General features: G+C 68.1%; 16 protein-coding genes and 1 pseudogene. 4 read left to right on the top strand and 13 right to left on the bottom strand.

Going from position 1 to position 18,531, the window contains the following annotated elements:
- The first annotated feature begins 25 nt into the window (after window positions 1-25).
- Window positions 26-2,083 carry a squalene--hopene cyclase gene (gene shc, locus LXE91_RS33700; protein ID WP_039355083.1) on the top strand — a complete coding sequence of 686 codons (2,058 nt, stop codon included), beginning with the start codon at window positions 26-28 and terminating at the stop codon, window positions 2,081-2,083.
- A 25-nt stretch (window positions 2,084-2,108) separates the two neighbouring features.
- Here the strand turns inward: shc and LXE91_RS33695 are convergent, their stop codons facing one another.
- Window positions 2,109-2,771, bottom strand: a complete 663-nt coding sequence (locus LXE91_RS33695; protein ID WP_039355087.1) for an ankyrin repeat domain-containing protein — start codon at window positions 2,769-2,771, stop codon at window positions 2,109-2,111.
- A 176-nt stretch (window positions 2,772-2,947) separates the two neighbouring features.
- Between LXE91_RS33695 and LXE91_RS33690 the strand changes: the two genes are divergently transcribed.
- Window positions 2,948-3,328 carry a cupin domain-containing protein gene (locus tag LXE91_RS33690; protein WP_082139463.1) on the top strand — a complete coding sequence of 127 codons (381 nt, stop codon included), beginning with the start codon at window positions 2,948-2,950 and terminating at the stop codon, window positions 3,326-3,328.
- A gap of 26 nt (window positions 3,329-3,354) precedes the next feature.
- Here the strand turns inward: LXE91_RS33690 and ampC are convergent, their stop codons facing one another.
- The 4 genes and pseudogenes from ampC to LXE91_RS33670 all read right to left on the bottom strand — a co-directional run bounded on the left by ampC (window position 3,355) and on the right by LXE91_RS33670 (window position 6,304).
- Complete coding sequence (gene ampC / locus LXE91_RS33685) at window positions 3,355-4,524, bottom strand: class C beta-lactamase (RefSeq protein ID WP_039355089.1); 1,170 nt, start codon at window positions 4,522-4,524, stop codon at window positions 3,355-3,357.
- Window positions 4,525-4,616: 92 nt separating this feature from the next.
- A pseudogene (locus LXE91_RS33680) lies at window positions 4,617-4,910 on the bottom strand (zinc ribbon domain-containing protein); the annotation flags it as partial.
- A gap of 46 nt (window positions 4,911-4,956) precedes the next feature.
- Window positions 4,957-5,769 (bottom strand): alpha/beta fold hydrolase, encoded by an 813-nt coding sequence (locus tag LXE91_RS33675; RefSeq protein ID WP_039355092.1) that lies wholly within the window; start codon window positions 5,767-5,769, stop codon window positions 4,957-4,959.
- Between the two features lie 70 nt (window positions 5,770-5,839).
- Window positions 5,840-6,304 carry a hypothetical protein gene (locus LXE91_RS33670; protein WP_039355095.1) on the bottom strand — a complete coding sequence of 155 codons (465 nt, stop codon included), beginning with the start codon at window positions 6,302-6,304 and terminating at the stop codon, window positions 5,840-5,842.
- Window positions 6,305-6,703: 399 nt separating this feature from the next.
- Here LXE91_RS33670 and LXE91_RS33665 point away from each other — a divergent pair, with 399 nt between their 5' ends.
- Both LXE91_RS33665 and LXE91_RS33660 read left to right on the top strand, forming a co-directional pair.
- A complete protein-coding gene (locus LXE91_RS33665; RefSeq protein WP_006767081.1) occupies window positions 6,704-6,838 on the top strand; it encodes a hypothetical protein in 135 nt (44 codons plus the stop codon).
- 113 nt (window positions 6,839-6,951) lie between these two features.
- On the top strand, window positions 6,952-7,728 hold the full coding sequence (locus LXE91_RS33660) for a class I SAM-dependent methyltransferase (protein WP_039355109.1): 777 nt from the start codon (window positions 6,952-6,954) through the stop codon (window positions 7,726-7,728).
- 144 nt (window positions 7,729-7,872) lie between these two features.
- Here LXE91_RS33660 and LXE91_RS33655 read toward each other — a convergent pair whose 3' ends face one another.
- The 8 genes from LXE91_RS33655 to LXE91_RS33620 form a co-directional block, all read right to left on the bottom strand.
- On the bottom strand, window positions 7,873-10,575 hold the full coding sequence (locus tag LXE91_RS33655) for a glycoside hydrolase domain-containing protein (RefSeq protein WP_039355111.1): 2,703 nt from the start codon (window positions 10,573-10,575) through the stop codon (window positions 7,873-7,875).
- A 449-nt stretch (window positions 10,576-11,024) separates the two neighbouring features.
- Window positions 11,025-12,212 (bottom strand): YncE family protein, encoded by a 1,188-nt coding sequence (locus tag LXE91_RS33650; protein WP_039355114.1) that lies wholly within the window; start codon window positions 12,210-12,212, stop codon window positions 11,025-11,027.
- A gap of 128 nt (window positions 12,213-12,340) precedes the next feature.
- Window positions 12,341-13,846: a M81 family metallopeptidase gene (locus LXE91_RS33645; protein ID WP_039355117.1), complete on the bottom strand. Its 1,506-nt coding sequence runs from the start codon at window positions 13,844-13,846 to the stop codon at window positions 12,341-12,343.
- Complete coding sequence (locus tag LXE91_RS33640; RefSeq protein WP_039355120.1) at window positions 13,843-15,132, bottom strand: Zn-dependent hydrolase; 1,290 nt, start codon at window positions 15,130-15,132, stop codon at window positions 13,843-13,845. Before LXE91_RS33640 ends, LXE91_RS33645 begins: the two co-directional genes overlap by 4 nt.
- A 34-nt stretch (window positions 15,133-15,166) precedes the next feature.
- A complete protein-coding gene (locus tag LXE91_RS33635) occupies window positions 15,167-15,868 on the bottom strand; it encodes an ABC transporter ATP-binding protein (RefSeq protein ID WP_039355122.1) in 702 nt (233 codons plus the stop codon).
- Window positions 15,865-16,632, bottom strand: a complete 768-nt coding sequence (locus LXE91_RS33630) for an ABC transporter ATP-binding protein (RefSeq protein ID WP_021160139.1) — start codon at window positions 16,630-16,632, stop codon at window positions 15,865-15,867. Before LXE91_RS33630 ends, LXE91_RS33635 begins: the two co-directional genes overlap by 4 nt.
- Complete coding sequence (locus LXE91_RS33625; protein ID WP_039355125.1) at window positions 16,629-17,672, bottom strand: branched-chain amino acid ABC transporter permease; 1,044 nt, start codon at window positions 17,670-17,672, stop codon at window positions 16,629-16,631. Before LXE91_RS33625 ends, LXE91_RS33630 begins: the two co-directional genes overlap by 4 nt.
- Window positions 17,669-18,529, bottom strand: a complete 861-nt coding sequence (locus LXE91_RS33620) for a branched-chain amino acid ABC transporter permease (protein ID WP_039355129.1) — start codon at window positions 18,527-18,529, stop codon at window positions 17,669-17,671. The genes LXE91_RS33625 and LXE91_RS33620 overlap by 4 nt, the downstream gene beginning before the upstream one ends.
- Between the last annotated feature and the right edge of the window lie 2 nt (window positions 18,530-18,531).

Here is an 18,531-nt window from a genome sequence, read left to right as displayed (position 1 = left end):
GATATAAACATTCCGGCCGGATGGTATGATCCGCCGCATGACTACAGCCACCCCCTCCCCCTGGTCCGCGCTCGACACCGCGATCGCCCGTGGACGCGACGCCCTCGTGCGTCTCCAGCAGCCCGACGGCAGCTGGTGTTTCGAACTCGAATCCGACGCGACGATCACCGCGGAATACATCCTGATGATGCATTTCATGGACAAGATCGACGACCTCCGCCAGGAGAAGATGGCGCGCTACCTGCGCGCGAACCAGCGGCTCGACACGCATGGCGGCTGGGCGTTGTACGTCGACGGCGATCCGGACGTGTCGTGCAGCGTGAAGGCGTACTTCGCGCTGAAGGCGGCCGGCGACAGCGAACATGCGCCGCACATGGTCCGCGCGCGCGACGCGATCCTGAAGCTCGGCGGCGCGGCCCGCGCGAACGTGTTCACGCGGATCCTGCTCGCGACGTTCGGCCAGGTGCCGTGGCGCGCGACGCCGCTCATGCCGGTCGAATTCGTGCTGTTCCCGAAGTGGGTGCCGATCTCGATGTACAAGGTCGCGTACTGGGCGCGCACGACGATGGTGCCGCTGCTCGTGCTGTGCTCGCTGAAGGCGCGCGCGCGCAATCCGCGCAACATCTCGATCCGCGAGCTGTTCGTCATGCCGCCGGACGAGGAGCGCCGGTACTTCCCGCCCGCGCGTGGCATGCGCAGGCTGTTCCTCGCGCTCGACCGCACGGTGCGCCATGTCGAGCCGCTGATGCCGAAGGGCCTGCGGCAGCGCGCGATCCGCCATGCCGAGGCGTGGTGCGCGGAGCGCATGAACGGCGAGGACGGGCTCGGCGGCATCTTCCCGCCGATCGTGTACGCCAACCAGATGATGCAGGTGCTCGGCTATCCGGACGATCACCCGCTGCGGCGGGATTGCGACAATGCGCTGGAGAAGCTGCTGGTCACGCGGCCGGACGGCAGCATGTATTGCCAGCCGTGCCTGTCGCCGGTGTGGGACACCGCGTGGAGCACGATGGCGCTCGAGCAGGCGCGTGGCGTGGCGGCGGCGGAAGACGGCGAGCCGGGCGACGCACGGCGCGCACTCGACGAACGCATCGCACGCGCTTACGACTGGCTGGCCGAACGCCAGGTGAACGACCTGCGCGGCGACTGGATCGAGAACGCGCCGGCCGATGTCCAGCCGGGCGGATGGGCGTTCCAGTACGCGAACCCGTACTACCCCGACATCGACGACACGGCGGTCGTCACCGCGATGCTCGATCGCCGCGGCCGCACGCATGCGAACGCGGACGGCACGAACCCGTATGCGCCGCGCGTCGCGCGCGCGCTCGACTGGATGCGCGGGCTGCAATCGCGCAACGGCGGCTTCGCGGCATTCGACGCCGACTGCGACCGCATGTACCTGAACGCGATTCCGTTCGCCGACCACGGCGCGCTGCTCGATCCGCCGACCGAGGACGTGTCGGGCCGCGTGCTGCTGTGCTTCGGCGTGACGAAACGCGCGGAAGAACGCGCATCGGTCGCGCGCTGCATCGACTACGTGAAGCGCACGCAGCAGCCCGACGGCAGCTGGTGGGGCCGCTGGGGCACGAACTACATCTACGGTACGTGGAGCGTGCTGGCCGGTCTCGCGCTCGCCGGCGAGGACAAGTCGCAGCCGTATATCGCACGCGCGATCGAATGGCTGCGTTCACGGCAGCACGCGGACGGCGGCTGGGGCGAGACGAACGACAGCTACATCGACCCGAAGCTGGGCGGCACCAATGGCGGCGAGAGCACGTCGAACTTCACCGCGTGGGCGCTGCTCGCGCAGATGGCGTTCGGCGACTGCGAATCCGATTCGGTGAAGCGCGGCATCGCGTATCTGCAGTCGGTCCAGCAGGAAGACGGCTTCTGGTGGCACCGCTCGCACAATGCGCCGGGCTTTCCGCGCATCTTCTACCTGAAGTATCACGGCTATACCGCGTACTTCCCGCTGTGGGCGCTCGCGCGCTACCGGCGGCTGGCGGGTGCGGCGGCAGCGCGGGCGTCGGCCGCGCAAGGTGCGACGGCCGTCGTCAAGGCAACGGACTCGGTTGTCGCCTGAGCGGTAACGTGACGGCGCAAGGCCGTCACACGAAGCCCTCTTTGACCAGCGTGCAGCCGCGCGCCGTGATCTCGTGCCGCTGGCCCGAGCCGCCGACCACGCGGCTCCAGCTTTCGGACACGAGCACGGCCGCGGCGCCGTCGGTGCGCAGCGCATAGCCGAATCCGCCGTACATGCCCGGCACCCCGAACCACACGCGTTCGGCTTGCGCGTCGAGTTCAAGCAGCGGTTCGAGTTCGGGCAGGCGCAGCGCGTCGGCACGCAGATATGCGATGCGGCCGAGAATCCTCTCGTGGAAGTGGCGCTGGATGTCGCGCAGCGTTTCGTCGGGCACGACGCGTCGCGGCTGCGGCGTCAGCAGATCGATCAGGTGCCGATGCCCGCGCTGCGCGGCGATATCGACCGGGCGCGCGCCGGTGGCATCGCGCAGCATGCGCCACGCGCCGCGCTGCAACAGTTCGACGACGACCGCTTGCGGCGCGCCGCCGTAGGCGGCCTGGTGCAGCGGGGTGAGAAGCGACGTCCCGCCGAGCCGTGTCGCGTTGACGAGCTTGTACTCTTTTGCAATGCAGTCGAGCATCGTCGCCCAGTCGCCCTTGCGCGCCGCGTCGGCCAACGCGTGCCGGCTCGCGACCTGCGCGTCGTCGAGCACGTCGGCGCCAGTGATTCCATCCCATGCGATGCTCAATCGCTCCTCCTTTCGTCTCTCGCGCATCCAGCTGCCGCGTCGTCCGCTCATCATAAGCGCTCGTCACGGCCGTGCGCTCGCGACAGGGGAAGCGACGCCGGTAACCGCCAATATCGCCCGCAAGTATGGAATCATGCGAACGCGCCGTCGGCGCGTTCATTTCACTTCGACGAAGGATGCCAGCCGTGCTCGACATTACCACCATCACCGATGCCCTCACCCCCAGCGGCGAACCCGTGCAATACCGCGTGCCGCCCGAGAAGCTGATTGCCGGCGACCCGCTGCAGACACTCACGCCCGGCTTCACGAGCCCGTGCGGCCGCTTCTCGACCGGCATCTGGGAAAGCGCGCCCGGCCGCTGGCGGGTCGCCTACACCGAAGCGGAATACTGCGAGATCCTGGCAGGCACGTCGGTGATCACCGATGAGGAAGGCAACGCGAAAACCCTTCGCGCCGGCCATCGCTTCGTCATTCCGCCGGGCTTTCGCGGCACGTGGGAAGTCGTCGAGCGCACGCGGAAGATCTTCGTCGCGTACGAAGAGCAGGCGCCGGAGTAAGCCGCACCGGCCCGGCGCCGGAAGCGTCACCGCCGGCCGTCGAGCGCGCCGAGGATCCCGTACGCGGCCTTCACGCGGTCCTCGTTCGGATAGCTGCGGTTCGCGAGCATCACGATCGCGATCCGCTTCGACGGGACGAACGCGACATAGGTACTGAAGCCGTTGGTCGAGCCCGTCTTGTTGATCCACGTATCCGCGCTCGGCGCGAGCGGCGGCTTGATCGCGGTGGCCTGTATCCCGTCGCGCAGCATCTTCATCGAGTTGCCTTCGAGCAGCGTCGGCAGCGCGACCGGATACGGGTACTGCTCCCAGATCAGGTCCTGGGTCAGCGGCCCCGCGCGGAAATAGCCGGTGTGCGTGCGTTCGAGCGCGCGCTGCAGGCGCGGTGCGGTTTCGATCAGCCCCATGTTCGCCTGCACGAAGCGCAGCAGGTCGGCCGCCGTGGTCCGCACGCCGTAGGCCGGCTGCCACAGCATGCCGCCCGTCATCCGGATCGGCTTGCCGTCCTGCGTATAGCCCTGTGCGTAATCGGCCTGGCGTACTTCCGGCACGTTGATGTACGTGTGCGTCATGCCGAGCGCGGGAAAGAGCCGCTGCTCCATCAGCGCCGCGAAATCCTTGTGCATCGCCTTCGCGGTGAGCCACCCGAGCATGCCGATCGCGACGTTCGAATACGTGCGATACGTGCCCGGCGCATACGCGGGCCGCCACGCCTCCAGATAGCGGATCAGGCCCGCGTCGTCGCGGATGCTGTCGGGCACCTGCAGCGGCATGCCGCCGGGCGTGTGCGTGCCGAGATTGAGCAGCGTCACGACGCCGAACGGCTTGCCCTGCACCGCGGGCAGGTACTTGCCCGCCGGGTCGGCCAGCGACAGTTCGCCGCCCTCCTGCGCGTCGGCCGCGAGTGTCGCGGTCAGCGTCTTGCTGACGGAGCCGATTTCGAACAGCGTATCGCCGGTGACGGGCTTGCCGGTCTGCGTCGACATCACGCCGTAGTCGAACACGTAGGGCTTGCCGTCGGCGACGATGCCGATCGCCATGCCGGGAATCGCGTACTGCTTCATCAGCGGCGCGATGTGGCGGGTGACGGTGTCGTGGAGGTCGTCCTGCGTGGCGGCGGCCGCGCGGCCGGCCGTGGCGGTGACGCACGCGGCGACGAACAGGGTCGCGGCGAAGCGTGTCGCGTTGAATCGCATGGTTGCGGTTCCTTTGATTTCTGATGGTTGCGTGGACAACGGTTCCGGCCGCGCCGTGCGGAAAGCACGGCGGCCGGGCTGCCGAAGCAGGACTATCCGCTGTCGCCGCGCCGCCAACAATCGACGATATGTTGCGCGAGCCTAAAGAAAAACTTTTGGCGCCGCCCCGGGCCGAACGGCGGGGGGATGCCCACGCCTGACGATGCACGTCCGCATCGGAAGATGTTCAACGCAGCGTGGGTATCTCGATCATGCGAGACACCGCATTCCCGTCAGGCCCACGCTCTTGTTCGCAGCCCAGCGATACTTTTCGGCCGCGTCGCGCTGTCTTTCGCCCCGCACGCAGCACAGGACCGGGTAGAACCGCTTTCGTCGAACTGATGAAATCGGCAATGCGGTGGAGAATGCGGCCGCCGGCGGGCCGCGCGACGGTCACCCCGGCAGCCGCTCGAGAAACGCCAGCATCGCCGCGTTGAACCGCTCGGGCCGCTGCAGCGGCGCGAAATGGCTCACACCGGGCAGGGTCGTCAGCGTCGCGCCCGGAATCGTGCGCGCCAGGTACGCCGCGTGCTCGGGCCGGATGAATTCGTCGTGCTCACCCATCACGACGGTCACCGGCACGGCAATCGCCGCGAGATCCTGCGCGCGGTAATCCGGTTGCGTGCGCATCATTTCGCTGACCGCCGCGACGAATGCGTCGAACTGGTCCGGCGTCGCCGACAGTGCTGCGTAGTCCTTGCGGTGCCGCGCGAAGCAGCGGTCGAGCAGCGGGCTCGGCACGATCTCCTTCGTACCGCTCGGGTCCATGTTGCACGCGAAGAAGAACACGCCCGCCGCCCGTTCCGGCGCGCGAGCGGCCAGCACGAGCGCGATGCACGCGCCGTCGCTCCAGCCGACGAAGCGTGCACGGTCGACGTGCAGCGCGTCGAGCACCGCCAGCACGTCCGAGGCCATGCGTTCGTAGGAATAGGGTTGGGCGTCGCGCGTGCTGCGGCCGTGGCCGCGGCTGTCGATCACGATCGCGCGGTAGCCGGCCGCGAGCAGCGCCGGCACCTGGTTGCCCCAGTTGCCGCTGTGGCCGAGCCCGCCGTGCAGCAGCACGACCGCCGGGCCCTGGCCGAACGACGCGTGCCAGATGCGCGCGCCGTCGTGTTCCAGCCACCCTTGCTCGTCGGCCGCCGGCAGCGGCGTGCCGCCTTGCGATTCGAAGCGGGCGAGGTCGTCGTCGTTGAATTCCGCATTCATCGTTCAGCCGTCCTGTCGAGGGAGACGAGCTTGCGATTGTAATGCGGGCGGCCGACACGGCCGCGACCGGTCAGGCCTGCGTCGACACCAGCCCGCCCGCCTGCGAGCCGCCCGATTTCGCGATCGCCGCCGCGAGTTGCGAAATCGCGGTCGAAAGCGCCGCCGAGATCGTGCTGGCTTGCGCGCTCAGCGACTGCTGCTGGATCGCCGCGGCCGGGTCGTCCTTCGCGCGCTGGCCCGCGCTCGCTATCTGCTGCTCCAGTGCCGCGAGCTGCTTCTGCAGCCGCTCGATCAGCGCCTTCAACTGGCTGACCGCCGGGTCGTCCGACGACGCGCCCGATGCGCCGAGCGTTTGGCCGCTGGCGCCGGTCGCATCCTTCGTGCCGGAAGTGGCGGTCGCGTCAGCCGTGCTGGTGCCGGTGGTGCCGGTGGTGCTCGCGGCGTCGCCGGTAGACGGCGTCGCGGCGGGCCTGGTTGCGGTCGCGCTGCTGTCGGCCAGCGGGGATCGCGTCGTCGTGGAGAAGTCGATCTGCATGATGTCGGTCCGTGTGTCAGGAGGCGTCGTGACGGAGTAGGAAACGTCTTCCAGATTGTTTACGGCATTCGTCATACGAAACTTGAGCATCGGGGACGGACTGACTTGCCCGAAGATCGACGGGTTTAACCGCGAAAGGGCCAGATTGGGGGCACCGCAGCGCTGATAAAATCGCGGCTTCGCCAGCAGCATTCGCGCGCCGACCGCCTCCGGGCGCGAGCGCGCAATGCCGCCGGTCTCGACTCCCGCCCTTCCGGGCACGGCACGCAGCACGTGCCGGCGCCGCGGTCGCGGCTGCGCGGGTCGCCTTTCCCGTCTGCATGCGCGCCCCGCTCGCCGTTTCGAGCGGCGAACGCCATGCGGCGCACACACACTTCTCACGCATTCGAGGAACACACGATGGCCCGCATCGGCGCCTTCTGCATCACGACGTGGCTTGCCGCCGCGATTCTCTACTTCGGCCAGCACTCCGTCGCGATGATCGTATTGAGCGGTGTCGTCGTATTCGGCGGGTTCGACCTGCTGCGCCCGTAAGCGCGTCTGGCGACGCCACCGCGCACGGCCGCGCTGGCCGATGCGATTGTGATAGCCTCTCCCGCACCATCCGTCAGACGCACGCGTCGCTGGCGAGAACAGGAGAACGGGAATTGAGTCACGACCTGAATCGCCACCCGGCGGCCCTTGCCTGCAAAGTGTGTGCTGCCCCCGCGCCCATCTGCGGCCTGGTCGATTTTTCGCGCTGCGGCGCCGACTTCATTGCCGGGAAAAAGGTCGACCCGTATGCGGGGGTGCCGGTCTACTACCATGCGTGCGAGCAATGCGGCTTCACGTGGGCCCCGATGTTCGACAGCTGGACCCACGACGATTTCGCGCAGCATGTGTATAACGCCGACTACCCGCGCCACGACCCCGAGTATCTCGAGATCCGTCCGCAACAGCATGCCGACCTGATCTGCACCAGCTTTCCGGAAATGCGGGAAGGCCGCGTGCTCGATTTCGGCTCGGGGCTGGGCTTGCTGGAACGGAAACTGGTATCGCGCGGCTTCACCGACGTGACGTCGTACGATCCGTTCTCGCACCCGGTTCCGCCCGAAGGCCGCTTCGATACGATCCTGTCATTCGAGGTGTTCGAGCATCACCCGGCGCCGGTCGATCTCTTCGACCAGATCATGCGCTATCGGAAGCCCGACGGCGCGCTGCTGTTCCAGACGTCGCTGATCACCCGGGACATCCTCGACCAAGGCATCGATCAGTGGTGGTACTGCGTGCCGCGCAACGGGCACATCTCGTTTCACACCGCCCAGTCCCTGACGCTGCTTGCCCAACGACACGGGCTCGAATATGGCGCATTCGGTCCGTCGCTGCACGTCGTCTTCGATCGCGCGGCGACACCGCGCTGGCTCGACAAATTCCTCAAGCAGTAGCAGCCGGCGAGCCAGCTCGTACCGGCGAGTGCTGCGCTGTAAGACAGGCATTTCCGGCGCGATTTCGATTGCATGTTGTCGTTCTCCCGGATGGCATCGTCTCGACGCGCACGCACGGTGGCCGTTGCGCGTGCCCGCTGGCGTTCATCGCGCGCCGGCCTGGCGCATGCGTGTCGCGGCTGACGCTCCGCCGGCCGTCATCTGCGTGTAGTCCGCGTTCGGCCCGGACGGCGGTGTCAGGTTGTCGGCCGCCGCCCACTGCGTCGGCGTCGCGGACAGCGCGTAGCTCATCGTGCCGCCGTTGGCGATCTTGCCCAGCGGCAACCATGACCCCGCGTAATCCGCGCCGTTGACCTTCAGCGACTGGATATATGCAAACGACGGGCGCCCCGCACTGTCCATCGCGACCTGCTTGTCGCTTTCGAGCCGCAGCGTCTTGCCGTTGCCGAACCAGACGGTGATCCCGCTGAACTGCGGCGTGGACAGCGCCAGTCCCGCTTCCGACGGAATGACAGGGAACATCCCGAGCGACGCCCACACGTACCAGCTCGACGTCGCGCCCATGTCGTCGTTGCCCGGCAGCCCGTCGCGGGCGGTCGTGAACGACTTCGACATGATGATCGGGAGAACGTACTGTGCGCCACTCGGCTGCCCGGCCCAGTTGTATCCCCACGGCGACTGGAACGACGGTTCGTTGCCGATGTACAGGTTGTTCGACGATTCGCCGCCGTTCAGGCTGCCGGAGGACGGCACGGTCGAGAACGGCGTCGTGATCGCGAACAGGGTGTTCAGCCGCGTGACGGCTGCCTGCTTGCCGCCGATCGCATCGATCAGCGCGCTCCAGTCCTGCGCGAAGGTCCAGAAGTAGTTCGGCTCCGTCGATTCGTGGAACGAACCCTGCACGAGCGTGCCCAGCGTGCCGGGCGCCGAGCCGGCCGGCGGCGCGTTGCGCGCGGCGATCACCTTGTTCGTGTAGTCGAAGATGTTGCGCCACCAGCCGGCTCGCGTGTACAGCGTGCCGATGCCGTCGGTCGTCACGCCGACCGACGGCGCGGTCAGCACGCTGGCGGGCAGCGCCTGCAGGAACGCGGCCGCGGAACGGTCGCTCAGCACGCGCTCGATGGTCGCCGACGACGAGTGACCGTCGTCGCTCTGCGACAGGTAGTGGGCCGTCAGGAAATTGGCGAGGCCCGCTGCGCTCGTGCGGTCGTTGCACGCGCTCGACGGATCGAACGCCGACTGCTTCGTCAGGCGGGCGGCCGATACCAGGTCGAAATCGGTCGCGCCGAACTTGTACGCGCCGGCAATCACGTTCAGTGCGTTGTCGCCCGCCATCGGCGTCGAGTCGTCGCTGCCGTCGACCCAGTGCGGGAATGCGCCGCACTGCAACCCGTCGACGACGAGCGACTGCATCATGTCGCTCGATTCCTTCGGCGCCAGCAGCGCCAGCAACTGCGCCTGCGACCGATACGTATCCCACAGCGAGAAACCCGTGTAGTGGTTGCCCGCACCGCCCTGCGATCCGTCGGCGCGCCGGAACGCGTAATCGCCAACCCTGGCCGTCGCGCGCGGCGGAATCGTGCCGGTCTGGTCGACCGACTTCGGATAGCTGCCGTCCGCGTTCCTGGGCTGGCGCATGCTGCGGAATTCTCCGTTCGTGTCGCTGTAGAGCGTCGGCGTGCCGAACACGCGATAGAGCGCGGTATAGAACTTCGTCAGGTTCGCCTTCTGCGTCGCATTCAGCGCGGCGGGTGTCGCGGCCTGGTCGATCTGGATCGTGTTGAGCCGGTCGTTCCACAGACCGGACGCGTTCTTGCGTGCATCGTCGAATGCGAGCGTCTCGCCCTCGGCTTTCAGGTTCGCCTGCGCATTCCGGACGCTGACGGACGACACCCCGACTTTCACGGTGACGGTCCGGTCCGCGTCGGTCAGGTCGAACTGCAGCGTCGCCGCGCCGTTGCTGGCAGTATTCACCGCCGAGGTGCCCGCCTGCTTGCGCAGCGGCTTGTCGAAGGTCGCGTAGAAATACACGGGCGCATTCCATACCGTGCCGTATGGCGTGCAGAACGCCGGCGCCACGGCTTGCCCGCTCATCGACTTGCCGTCGCTCGCGAGCGCCAGCGCGACGTTGTTCGCGGTGACCTTCGTGCTGCCCGAATCGCTGTTGCCGTTCAGCTTCGCGTCGATCGAGAAAAAGCCCTTGTCCTTGTTCGTGTACGTGAAACGCGCGATGCCGGAGCGCGCGGTCGCGCTCAGCTCCGTCACGATGCCGTTCGCGAGACGCACCTTGTAGTACCCGGGTTCGGCCGTTTCATCCGCGTAGCGGTACCCGACGCCGATCGGCCGGCCGCCCGATGCCACGGCCGTCGCCGCATCGGTCGGCAGCATCGCGACCGCGCCCTGCCCCGGGCACCCGACGCCGCTCAGGTGCGTCACGCTGAAGAAGTCGATCGTGCCGCCCGACCCGCCCGACGACAGGTAGCCGCCCGAGCCGTTGAAGTCGTAGCGCGGCGTGTTCGGCCCGAAATTCACCATCCCGAACGGCACCATCGCACCGGGGCTCACGTTGCCCGCGTAGCCGGAATCCGCATTGACCTGCGTGCCGATCAACGGATTGACGAACTGCGTCAACGCCATGTCGGTGCGCTTCGGCGGAGCCGGCTGACCCGGCTGATCCGGCTGCGAAGGTTGTGACGGTTGCGACGGCCCCGAGGTCGGCGGCACGGTCGACGGCGTCTCTCCTGCGCCGTTGCTGCCCGTCTGGACACCGTTCATGTCGTCGCCGCCGCACGCGGCCAGTGCCGCGCAAGTCAGTGCGGCGACGAGCAAGAGTCGTGGATTTTTCATTTCTTCGTTTAGTACCGTTAATTAAAACGATTGGTCCGGCGCCGACGATCATCCGGCACGCCGCCCGGCTTGCGGCCCTGCGCGGCACATCGATGCCGCGCGGCGTGACTTCGGCTGGTCCCCCCTAGCGACGTCACGCTGACCTTCACATGCGACTACCCGGCGACGATCGTTGCCGCCGCAACCTTCGCCTCCTTTACCCTGTCTCCTGGAACGTCACCAGCTTCCCGAGCGCTTACAGTGCCGCAACGACTGTTTATTCACTACAGGAAGTTTCCCGAATTTTCAGTTTGTTTAACTAAACAATTCGGCGTTAAGTGGCTTTGGGTACACATTCCCGCCATTGTTGCGTTGCAACGGCGGCGCACGAAGGGTGTGCTTTGACAGGCGCCCGGCGAACCCGGGCGCCGCATGAACCTACGAAACTGAACGGGGCAATGCCGTGCGTATCAGCGCGGCAAAGTGCGCAACGACGACGGCCCACCCGTCAGCGCGATCCGCTTGCCCGTATCGTGCAGCTTGCCGCCTTCGACCGAATAGAGCGCCAGTTGCCGTTCGACGTTGAACTGCACGATCACGTGCCGGCTGTCGGCGGTGAACACGATGCCTTGCGCGGCTTCGCCGCCGGGCAGCTCGCTCACCTTCACGGCCTGCCCGTTGCGGATTTCGAACAGCAGCACCTTGCCGATCTTGTGGCGGCCCGGGTTGTCGGCCGTCAGGTTCGAGCCGTCCATCGCCTGCACGGCGATCCACTTGCCGTTCGGCGAGATCGCGACGCCTTCCGGCAGCGACGGCACCGTCAGGTACTGGACCGTGCGGAACGGCACGCGCGACACGTCGATCAGCGCAACGGTATCGGCGTCGCCCGCGAGCGTGCCCGTATAGCCCGGCAGCCCCGCGAGCCCGACGTTGCTGACGACGGCCCAGCGGTTGTCGCTCGACACGTCGATCGTGTAAGGCGCGACGCCGGTGCTCAGGCGCGACCCGCTGTCGGTCACCTTGCCGTCGTCGACGTTCAGCACCGCGATGCCCTGCTCGTCGCGCAGCGACACGAGCGCATGCTTGCCGTCATGGGTGAAGCTGATCCCGGCCAGCCGCTTCTTGCCGATCTTCAGGCTGCCGTCGAGCGTCACGTTCGTGCCGTCGATGCGCAGGATCGACACGCTGCCGTCGACGTTCGCGACCAGCGCGAGCTTGCCCGCGCGGTCGATCGCGATCCCTTGCGCATGCGTGCCGAGCTCGATGCGCGTGATCGACGGCGGCGCGGCATCGAGATTCACGACCTGCAGGAACGTGTCGAACACGAGCTGCTTCGCGGCCGTGTCGTAGCGCGTCGGCGCGCCGACGAGCGCGAGCTTCGCGTCGGGCGTGATCGCGACGGCCTGCGGCGGCCCCTGGATGCCGTTCTCGACGTCGACCTGCAGCGCGACCTTCGGCGGGAACGTGCTGGCATCGAGCAGCGTCAGCGTATCGGCGGGCGGCGAAGCCAGATAGGTGTCGCGGCCCTCGACGCGCTGGTACTTGCCGTCGTTGCCGGACACGATCCAGTCGGCGGCGTGGGCGGCAACGGCCGTCGTGGCGAGGGTCAGCGCGGCGAGCAGGCGCGCACTGCGCGGGCGAAAAGGATTCGAATGCATGTCGGTCGATTCTCCGGATCGGTTGCGGACACAAGGGATGGCATCGACCCTGCTGCTCGACGGGTCGGCGCCATCGCATGATGCCCGAAAGCCGGCATATCCGGCGTCTCGCGCCCGGTTCGTTTCCGTCAATCCATCCGTCGTGTGCCGGACGACGACCACTCGCCGACATCGTCGAGCGGATACACGGGCCGCGCAAGACGCTCGTAATGGAACAACCCGTAGTCCGAACCCGTCACGCCGCGGCTGTCGCACTCGACCAGCGCGGCCGCGATCGGCACGAACACCGGCCGGCAATACATCCGCGACTTCAGCAGCAGGAAGCGCGCGCGGCGCGGATCGACACCGACGCTCTCGAATACGCCGAGATCCCACGGCTCCTGCGTACGCTCGGTGATGACCAGCACGGCCGCGCCGATGTCGAGCACGGCCGTGCGGCCCATGTACGCACGCTGGCCCGTGTAAGTGGGCCCCGTGATCACGTATTCGCCGTCGGTGAGCGCGCGCACGATGCCGGTCGCGCGAAACGGTGCGCGCCGCACGCCGCCGTGTGACGGCAGGCGGTTGCCGACCGATACCGTGACGGTCGCGCCGACACCCGCGTCGATCAGGGCCGCGACGGCTTCCGGGTCGCACAACGGCCCGCTGACGATGCCGTCCAGCCCGTGCGCGAGCGCGGCTTCGAGCAGGTCCATCGTGTCGCACGGGCCGCCCGACATGCAGTTGTCGCCGTGATCGAGCATCAGCACCGGGCGATCCGCGTCGCGCGCGAGCGCCGCGGCCTGCGCCACCGATTCGGCGAGCGGCGCGCTGCGATACACGAAGTCGTCGCGCGCGTCCCAGATCTGCCGTGCAATACGCTCGGCCACCGCGTCGGCCGCGGCCCGGTCGCCATCGGCCACGACCACCACGCTGATGCACGGTGCGGGAATGTCCGCGAGCGAGAAGCCGGGCAGCACCGATACCGCGAGCATCCCGTCGGCCTCGGCCGCACGCGCGGCCTCCACCGCGCGCCGCATCGCGCCTTCCGCGCTCGCGCTGCGCAGCGTCGACGTCATCAGCGGCGGCTGCCGCCACGCGAGCACGGGCCGCGTGCGGCCGTGCAGCCGGTCGAGCAGCACGCGCGCCGCATGCTCACCGGTCTCGTACATATCGACGTGCGGGTAAGTCTTGAAGCTGACGATCACGTCCGCGTGATCGACCATCTTCTGCGTGACGTTCCCGTGCAGGTCGAGCGCGACCGCGATCGGCGCGCCGGGCAACGCCGCGCGCACGCGCTCGAGCAGGTCACCCTCGCCGTCCGCGCTCTGCTCGGCGACCATCGCGCCGTGCAGGTCGAGCATCACCGCGTCGCAGCCGGGCGCGGCCGCGACGATCGCGTCGCAGATCGCCGCATACGCGTCGGCCGCGACCGGCCCGCTTGGATTCGCGGCCGCGGATACGGGCGTCACGATGTCGGCGCCTTCGCGCTCGGCGGCGTCGAGGAACGCGGCCATCGCGGTACGCATCCCGCGATTCGCGCGATACGCGTCGTCGCCCCAGTCCGGGCCGTTGCGGCCGAACGCGGCAAGCGGCGTCGGCACGGGCGAGAACGTATTGGTCTCGTGGTTCATCCGGGCGATCAGGATTTTCATCGTGCCGAGCCCTCCGCGATCCCGGCGGCGCCCAGCATCGCATGCAACAACACGTTGCAGCCGGCTTCCAGGTGGGCCGGATCGGCGTCTTCGATCTCGTTGTGGCTGATTCCGTCCTTGCACGGCACGAAGATCATCGCGGTCGGCGCCACGCGCGCGAGATACACGGCGTCATGGCCTGCGCCGCTGATCACGTTCATCGACGACAGTCCGAGTGCGCCCGCGCCGGCCCGCACCTGCTCGACCAGCGCCGGATCGAACGGCTGCGGCGGGAAGCACACAACTGCAGCGATGTCGATCTGCATCCCGGCTGCCGCCCCCAGGTTCGCACATGTCGAGCGCAATTCTGCATCCATCTCCGCCAGCGTCGCGTCGTCGGCCGCGCGCAGGTCGACGGTCAGCGTCACGCGGCCGGGAATCACGTTGCGCGAATTCGGGTGCACGTCGACCCAGCCGACCGTGCCGCGTCCATGCGGCGGATGCGCGCACGCGATGTCGTTCACCTTGCGCACGAGATCGGACGCGACGAGCAGCGCGTCACGCCGCAGCGCCATCGGCGTCGGGCCGGCGTGCGCCTCCATGCCGTGCACGGTCACGTCATACCAGCGCTGCCCGAGCGCACCCTCGACCACGCCGATCGTCGTGTCGTGCGCCTCCAGCACCGGGCCCTGCTCGATATGCGCTTCGAAATACGCGCCGACCGGATGCGCGCCGCGCCCGTCGTTCGCATCGCCCGCATAGCCGATCGCGGCCAGCGCATCGCGCACCGACACGCCGTCGCGGTCGCGTTGCGCGAGCGCATGGTCGAGTGTGAACGCGCCCGCGAACACGCCGGAACCCATCATCACCGGAACGAAGCGAGACCCTTCCTCGTTAGTCCACACCGCGACCTCGAGCGGCGCCAGCGTGCGCACCCCGGCGTCGTCGAGCGTACGCAGCACCTCGAGGCCGGCCAGCACGCCGTAGTTGCCGTCGAACTTGCCGCCAGTCGGCTGCGTATCGATATGGCTGCCCGTCGCCACGGGCGGCAGGTCGTCCCGTTCGCCCGCGCGCCGCGCAAAGATATTGCCGATCGCGTCGACACGCACCGTACAGCCGATTTCCCTCGCCCATGCGACGAACAGGTCGCGCGCCTCGCGATCGAGTTCGGTGAGCGCGAGGCGGCACACGCCCCCTTTGTCGGTCGCGCCGATCCGCGCGAGACGCATCAGGCTGTCCCACAGCCGCGCGCCGTCGACGCGCAAGCCGGACGCCGCGACGCCCGGTGTCGAATCCTGAACTTGCATCGATGGAATTCCTCGCATTGAAAGGGCGCGGCGCTTACGCGACGCCGACACCCAGGTAACGGTCCTTCACCTCGTGATCGGCCGCGAACGCCGCGTTGCTGCCCTCGTAGACGATCACGCCCTGCTCGATCACGAAGTGGCGATCCGCGAGCTGCGTGCACACTTCGAGGTTCTGTTCGACGAGCAGGATCGCGACGCCGGCCGCCTTGATCTGCTTCAGCTGCTCGACGATCTCCTCGACGATCACCGGCGCGAGCCCTTCCACCGGCTCGTCGAGCATCAGCAGCCGCGGGTGGTTCATCAGCGCGCGGCCGATCGCGAGCATCTGCTGCTCGCCGCCCGACAACTGCGCGCCGCCGTTGCGGCGGCGCTCCTTCAGGCGCGGGAAGATCCGGTAGATGTCGTCGAGCTGCCACGGTGAATCGCGGCGCGCACCGAGCCGCAGGTTCTCCTCGACCGACAGCAGCCGGAAAATGCCGCGATGCTCCGGCACGAAGCACAGGCCGCGCGCGGCGATCCGGTGCGCGGGCTGCCCGGACACCGGCCGTCCCGCGAACGTCACCGCGCCGCCGGTCGGCGCGACGACGCCCGCGATCGTCTTGAGCGTCGTCGACTTGCCCGCGCCGTTGCGGCCGAGCAGCGTCACCGTCTCGCCTTCGTTCACGTTCAGCGAAATGCCCTGCAGGATGTGGCTCTTGCCGTAGCAGGCGTGAACTTCCTTCACGTCGAGCATCATGCGCGGCCTCCCGTGATCATGTTGCCGAGATACGCGCTGCGCACGCGCTCGTCGCCGCGAATCGCGTCCGGCTTGCCTTCGACCAGCACACGGCCCTGCTGCATCACCGTGATCGTGTCCGAGATATCCATCACGATGCCCATGTTGTGTTCGATCAGCACGACGGTGTAGTCGTCGCGCAGGCCGCGGATCAGTGCCTTCATGTCGTCGAGATCGTCGATCCCCATGCCCGACGTCGGCTCGTCGAGAAAGATCGCGCGCGGTCGCGCCGCCAGCGCCATCCCGACCTCGAGCCGGCGCTGCTGGCCGTGCGACAGCACGCCGGCCGCCGTATCGGCGAAGCGCTGCAGGCCGAGCCGCTCGAGCACGTCGTCGACGATGCCGTCGTGCGCAAGCGCTCCGCGCGGAGGCGCCCACGGATTCAGCGCGCGCCGCGATTCGACGCCCTGCGCGGCGACGCGCAGGTTCTCGCGCACGCTCAGGTTCGGAAACAGGCTCGTCACCTGGAACGAGCGCGCAATGCCACGCCGCACGCGCTTGTGATCGGGTTCGCGCGACACGTCGTGACCGTCGAACAGGATCGAACCCGACGTGATCGGCAGCGTGCCCGTCAACGTATGGAACAGCGTCGTCTTGCCGGCGCCGTTCGGCCCGATCACCGAATGCACGGTGCGCGGCATGATCCTCAGATCGACGCCGCCCAGCGCCGTGAACTTGCCGTAGCGCTTGACGATGCCGCGCGCCTCGAGAATCGCTTCGCTCATTGCCGCTCCCCGGTCGTCGTCGCCGTCCGTCCGCCGCGCCGCAGCGACGCCACGACGCGTTCCCCCAATCCCCACAACCCGCGCTGCATGAACAGGCTGACCGCGATCAGCACGAGGCCGAGCAGCAGCAGCCAGCGCGGCCACAACGTCGACAGCCAGTCCGCGAACAGCACGTAGAATGCCGCGCCGAGCACCGACGCGAACAGGTTGCCCGTGCCGCCGATCACCGTCATCACGAGGATCATCTCGCTCGTGTGATAGTCGATGTTCGACAGCGGCGCGATGCCCGTCATCAAGGCATGCAGCGCACCGGCGAACCCCGTGACCGCACCCGACAGCACGAATGCCGCGAGCTTGAAGCGCTTCACGTCGTAGCCGGCCGCCGCCGCGCGCGCCTCGTTGTCGCGGATCGCGAGCAGCGTGCGGCCGAACACGGAGCGCGATACGCGCAACAGCAGCCAGAACACCGCGACGAACAGCACCGCGACGAAGCCGTAGTAGCGCCACGGCGAATCGAGTGAAACGAGCGGATGCCCGAACAAGGACAGCGCGGGGCGCGGGATGTCGAGCAGCCCGTTGTCGCCGCCCGTGACGTTCGGCGTCGTGTAGGCGAGAAAGTAGAACAGTTGCCCGAACGCGAGCGTCAGCATCACGAAGTAAGTGCCGCGCTGCCGGATCGAGAACCAGCCGACGAGCGCGGCCGCCACGGCACCGAGCACGGTGGCCGCAACCAGCGCGGCAGTCACCGATGCGAAGCCGTGCGTCAGCACCAGCCCCGCCGCATAGCTGCCGAGCCCGAAGAAGATGCCCTGCCCGAACGACAGCAGCCCCGTGTAGCCGAGCAGCAGGTTGCAGCCGAGCGCGGCGAGCGCGAACACCAGCACCTCGGTCGCGAGCGAGCCCGAGCTCAGCGCAACCGGCAGCGCGCACACGACGGCCACCGCGAGCCAGCCTTCCGGCCGCTGCAATGCGCCGCGCCACGGCTGCGGGCGTGACGCGGCCGCCGTCCCGGGCGACAGCGGTTTCGACGATTCGATCATGCGGCCCTCCCCAGCAACCCGTTCGGACGCAACAGCAGCACGGCCGCCATCGCGACATAGATCATCAGCCGCGCACCTTCCGGCCACAGCGTGCTCATCAGGCTCTGCACGATGCCGACCAGCAGCCCGCCGACCAGCGCCCCGAGAAAATTCCCCATCCCGCCGACGACGACCACGACGAACGCGACGCCGAGCGCCTCGATGCCCATGAACGGGTCGACGCCACGGATCGGTGCGGCGAGCACGCCCGCGAGCGCGGCCGTCGCCGCGCCGAGCGCGAACACGAGGCTGAACACGCGCGTCACGTTGATGCCGAGCAGCGACACCATCTCGGACGATTCGCTGCCCGCGCGCACCGTGCTGCCGAGCCGCGTGCCTTCGAGCACCCACCACAGCAGCGCGGCGAGCACGGCCGTGAACGCGATCACGAACAGCCGGTATTTCGGGTAGACGAAGCCGCCCCAGATCACGACGCCGTTCAGCGCATCGGGCGGCGGCACGTTGTCGCCGAGCGGGCCCCACGCGAGGATCGCGCACTCCTGCAGCACGAGCGCGAGCCCGACCGTCGCGAGGATGTGGAATTCGTGCTGCTGCGCGTACACATGACGCAGCACGAGCTTTTCGACGCTCCACGCGAACGCGCCGACGACGAGCGGCACGACCGCGAGCGCGACCCAGAAATTCGCCGACCATTGCAGCGCCTGGTAGCAGAGATACGCACCGAGCAGGTAGAACGCGCCGTGAGCGAAGTTCACGAAGCGCAGCAGGCCGAACACGATCGACAGGCCGACGGCGAGCAGGAAATACAGCATGCCCACGCCGATGCCGTTGACGATCTGCAGCAGATAGACGTTCATGG

It is taken from the genome of Burkholderia contaminans (assembly GCF_029633825.1).
Taxonomy (GTDB): domain Bacteria; phylum Pseudomonadota; class Gammaproteobacteria; order Burkholderiales; family Burkholderiaceae; genus Burkholderia; species Burkholderia contaminans.
The sequence above is the reverse complement of the archived record's forward strand: the minus strand, read 5'-3'. Positions and strand labels throughout refer to the sequence as shown.

Excerpts from the sequence above, each read along its gene's own strand:
- LXE91_RS33650 (WP_039355114.1), bottom strand. The coding sequence starts at position 12,212 with ATGCATTCGAATCCTTTTCGCCCGCGCAGTGCGCGCCTGCTCGCCGCG.
- LXE91_RS33675 (WP_039355092.1), bottom strand. The coding sequence starts at position 5,769 with ATGAATGCGGAATTCAACGACGACGACCTCGCCCGCTTCGAATCGCAA.
- LXE91_RS33630 (WP_021160139.1), bottom strand. The coding sequence starts at position 16,632 with ATGAGCGAAGCGATTCTCGAGGCGCGCGGCATCGTCAAGCGCTACGGC.
- LXE91_RS33670 (WP_039355095.1), bottom strand. The coding sequence starts at position 6,304 with ATGCAGATCGACTTCTCCACGACGACGCGATCCCCGCTGGCCGACAGC.
- LXE91_RS33625 (WP_039355125.1), bottom strand. The coding sequence starts at position 17,672 with ATGATCGAATCGTCGAAACCGCTGTCGCCCGGGACGGCGGCCGCGTCA.
- ampC (WP_039355089.1), bottom strand. The coding sequence starts at position 4,524 with ATGCGATTCAACGCGACACGCTTCGCCGCGACCCTGTTCGTCGCCGCG.
- LXE91_RS33690 (WP_082139463.1), top strand. The coding sequence starts at position 2,948 with ATGCCAGCCGTGCTCGACATTACCACCATCACCGATGCCCTCACCCCC.
- shc (WP_039355083.1), top strand. The coding sequence starts at position 26 with ATGATCCGCCGCATGACTACAGCCACCCCCTCCCCCTGGTCCGCGCTC.
- LXE91_RS33655 (WP_039355111.1), bottom strand. The coding sequence starts at position 10,575 with ATGAAAAATCCACGACTCTTGCTCGTCGCCGCACTGACTTGCGCGGCA.
- LXE91_RS33645 (WP_039355117.1), bottom strand. The coding sequence starts at position 13,846 with ATGAAAATCCTGATCGCCCGGATGAACCACGAGACCAATACGTTCTCG.
- LXE91_RS33635 (WP_039355122.1), bottom strand. The coding sequence starts at position 15,868 with ATGATGCTCGACGTGAAGGAAGTTCACGCCTGCTACGGCAAGAGCCAC.
- LXE91_RS33665 (WP_006767081.1), top strand. The coding sequence starts at position 6,704 with ATGGCCCGCATCGGCGCCTTCTGCATCACGACGTGGCTTGCCGCCGCG.
- LXE91_RS33640 (WP_039355120.1), bottom strand. The coding sequence starts at position 15,132 with ATGCAAGTTCAGGATTCGACACCGGGCGTCGCGGCGTCCGGCTTGCGC.
- LXE91_RS33620 (WP_039355129.1), bottom strand. The coding sequence starts at position 18,529 with ATGAACGTCTATCTGCTGCAGATCGTCAACGGCATCGGCGTGGGCATG.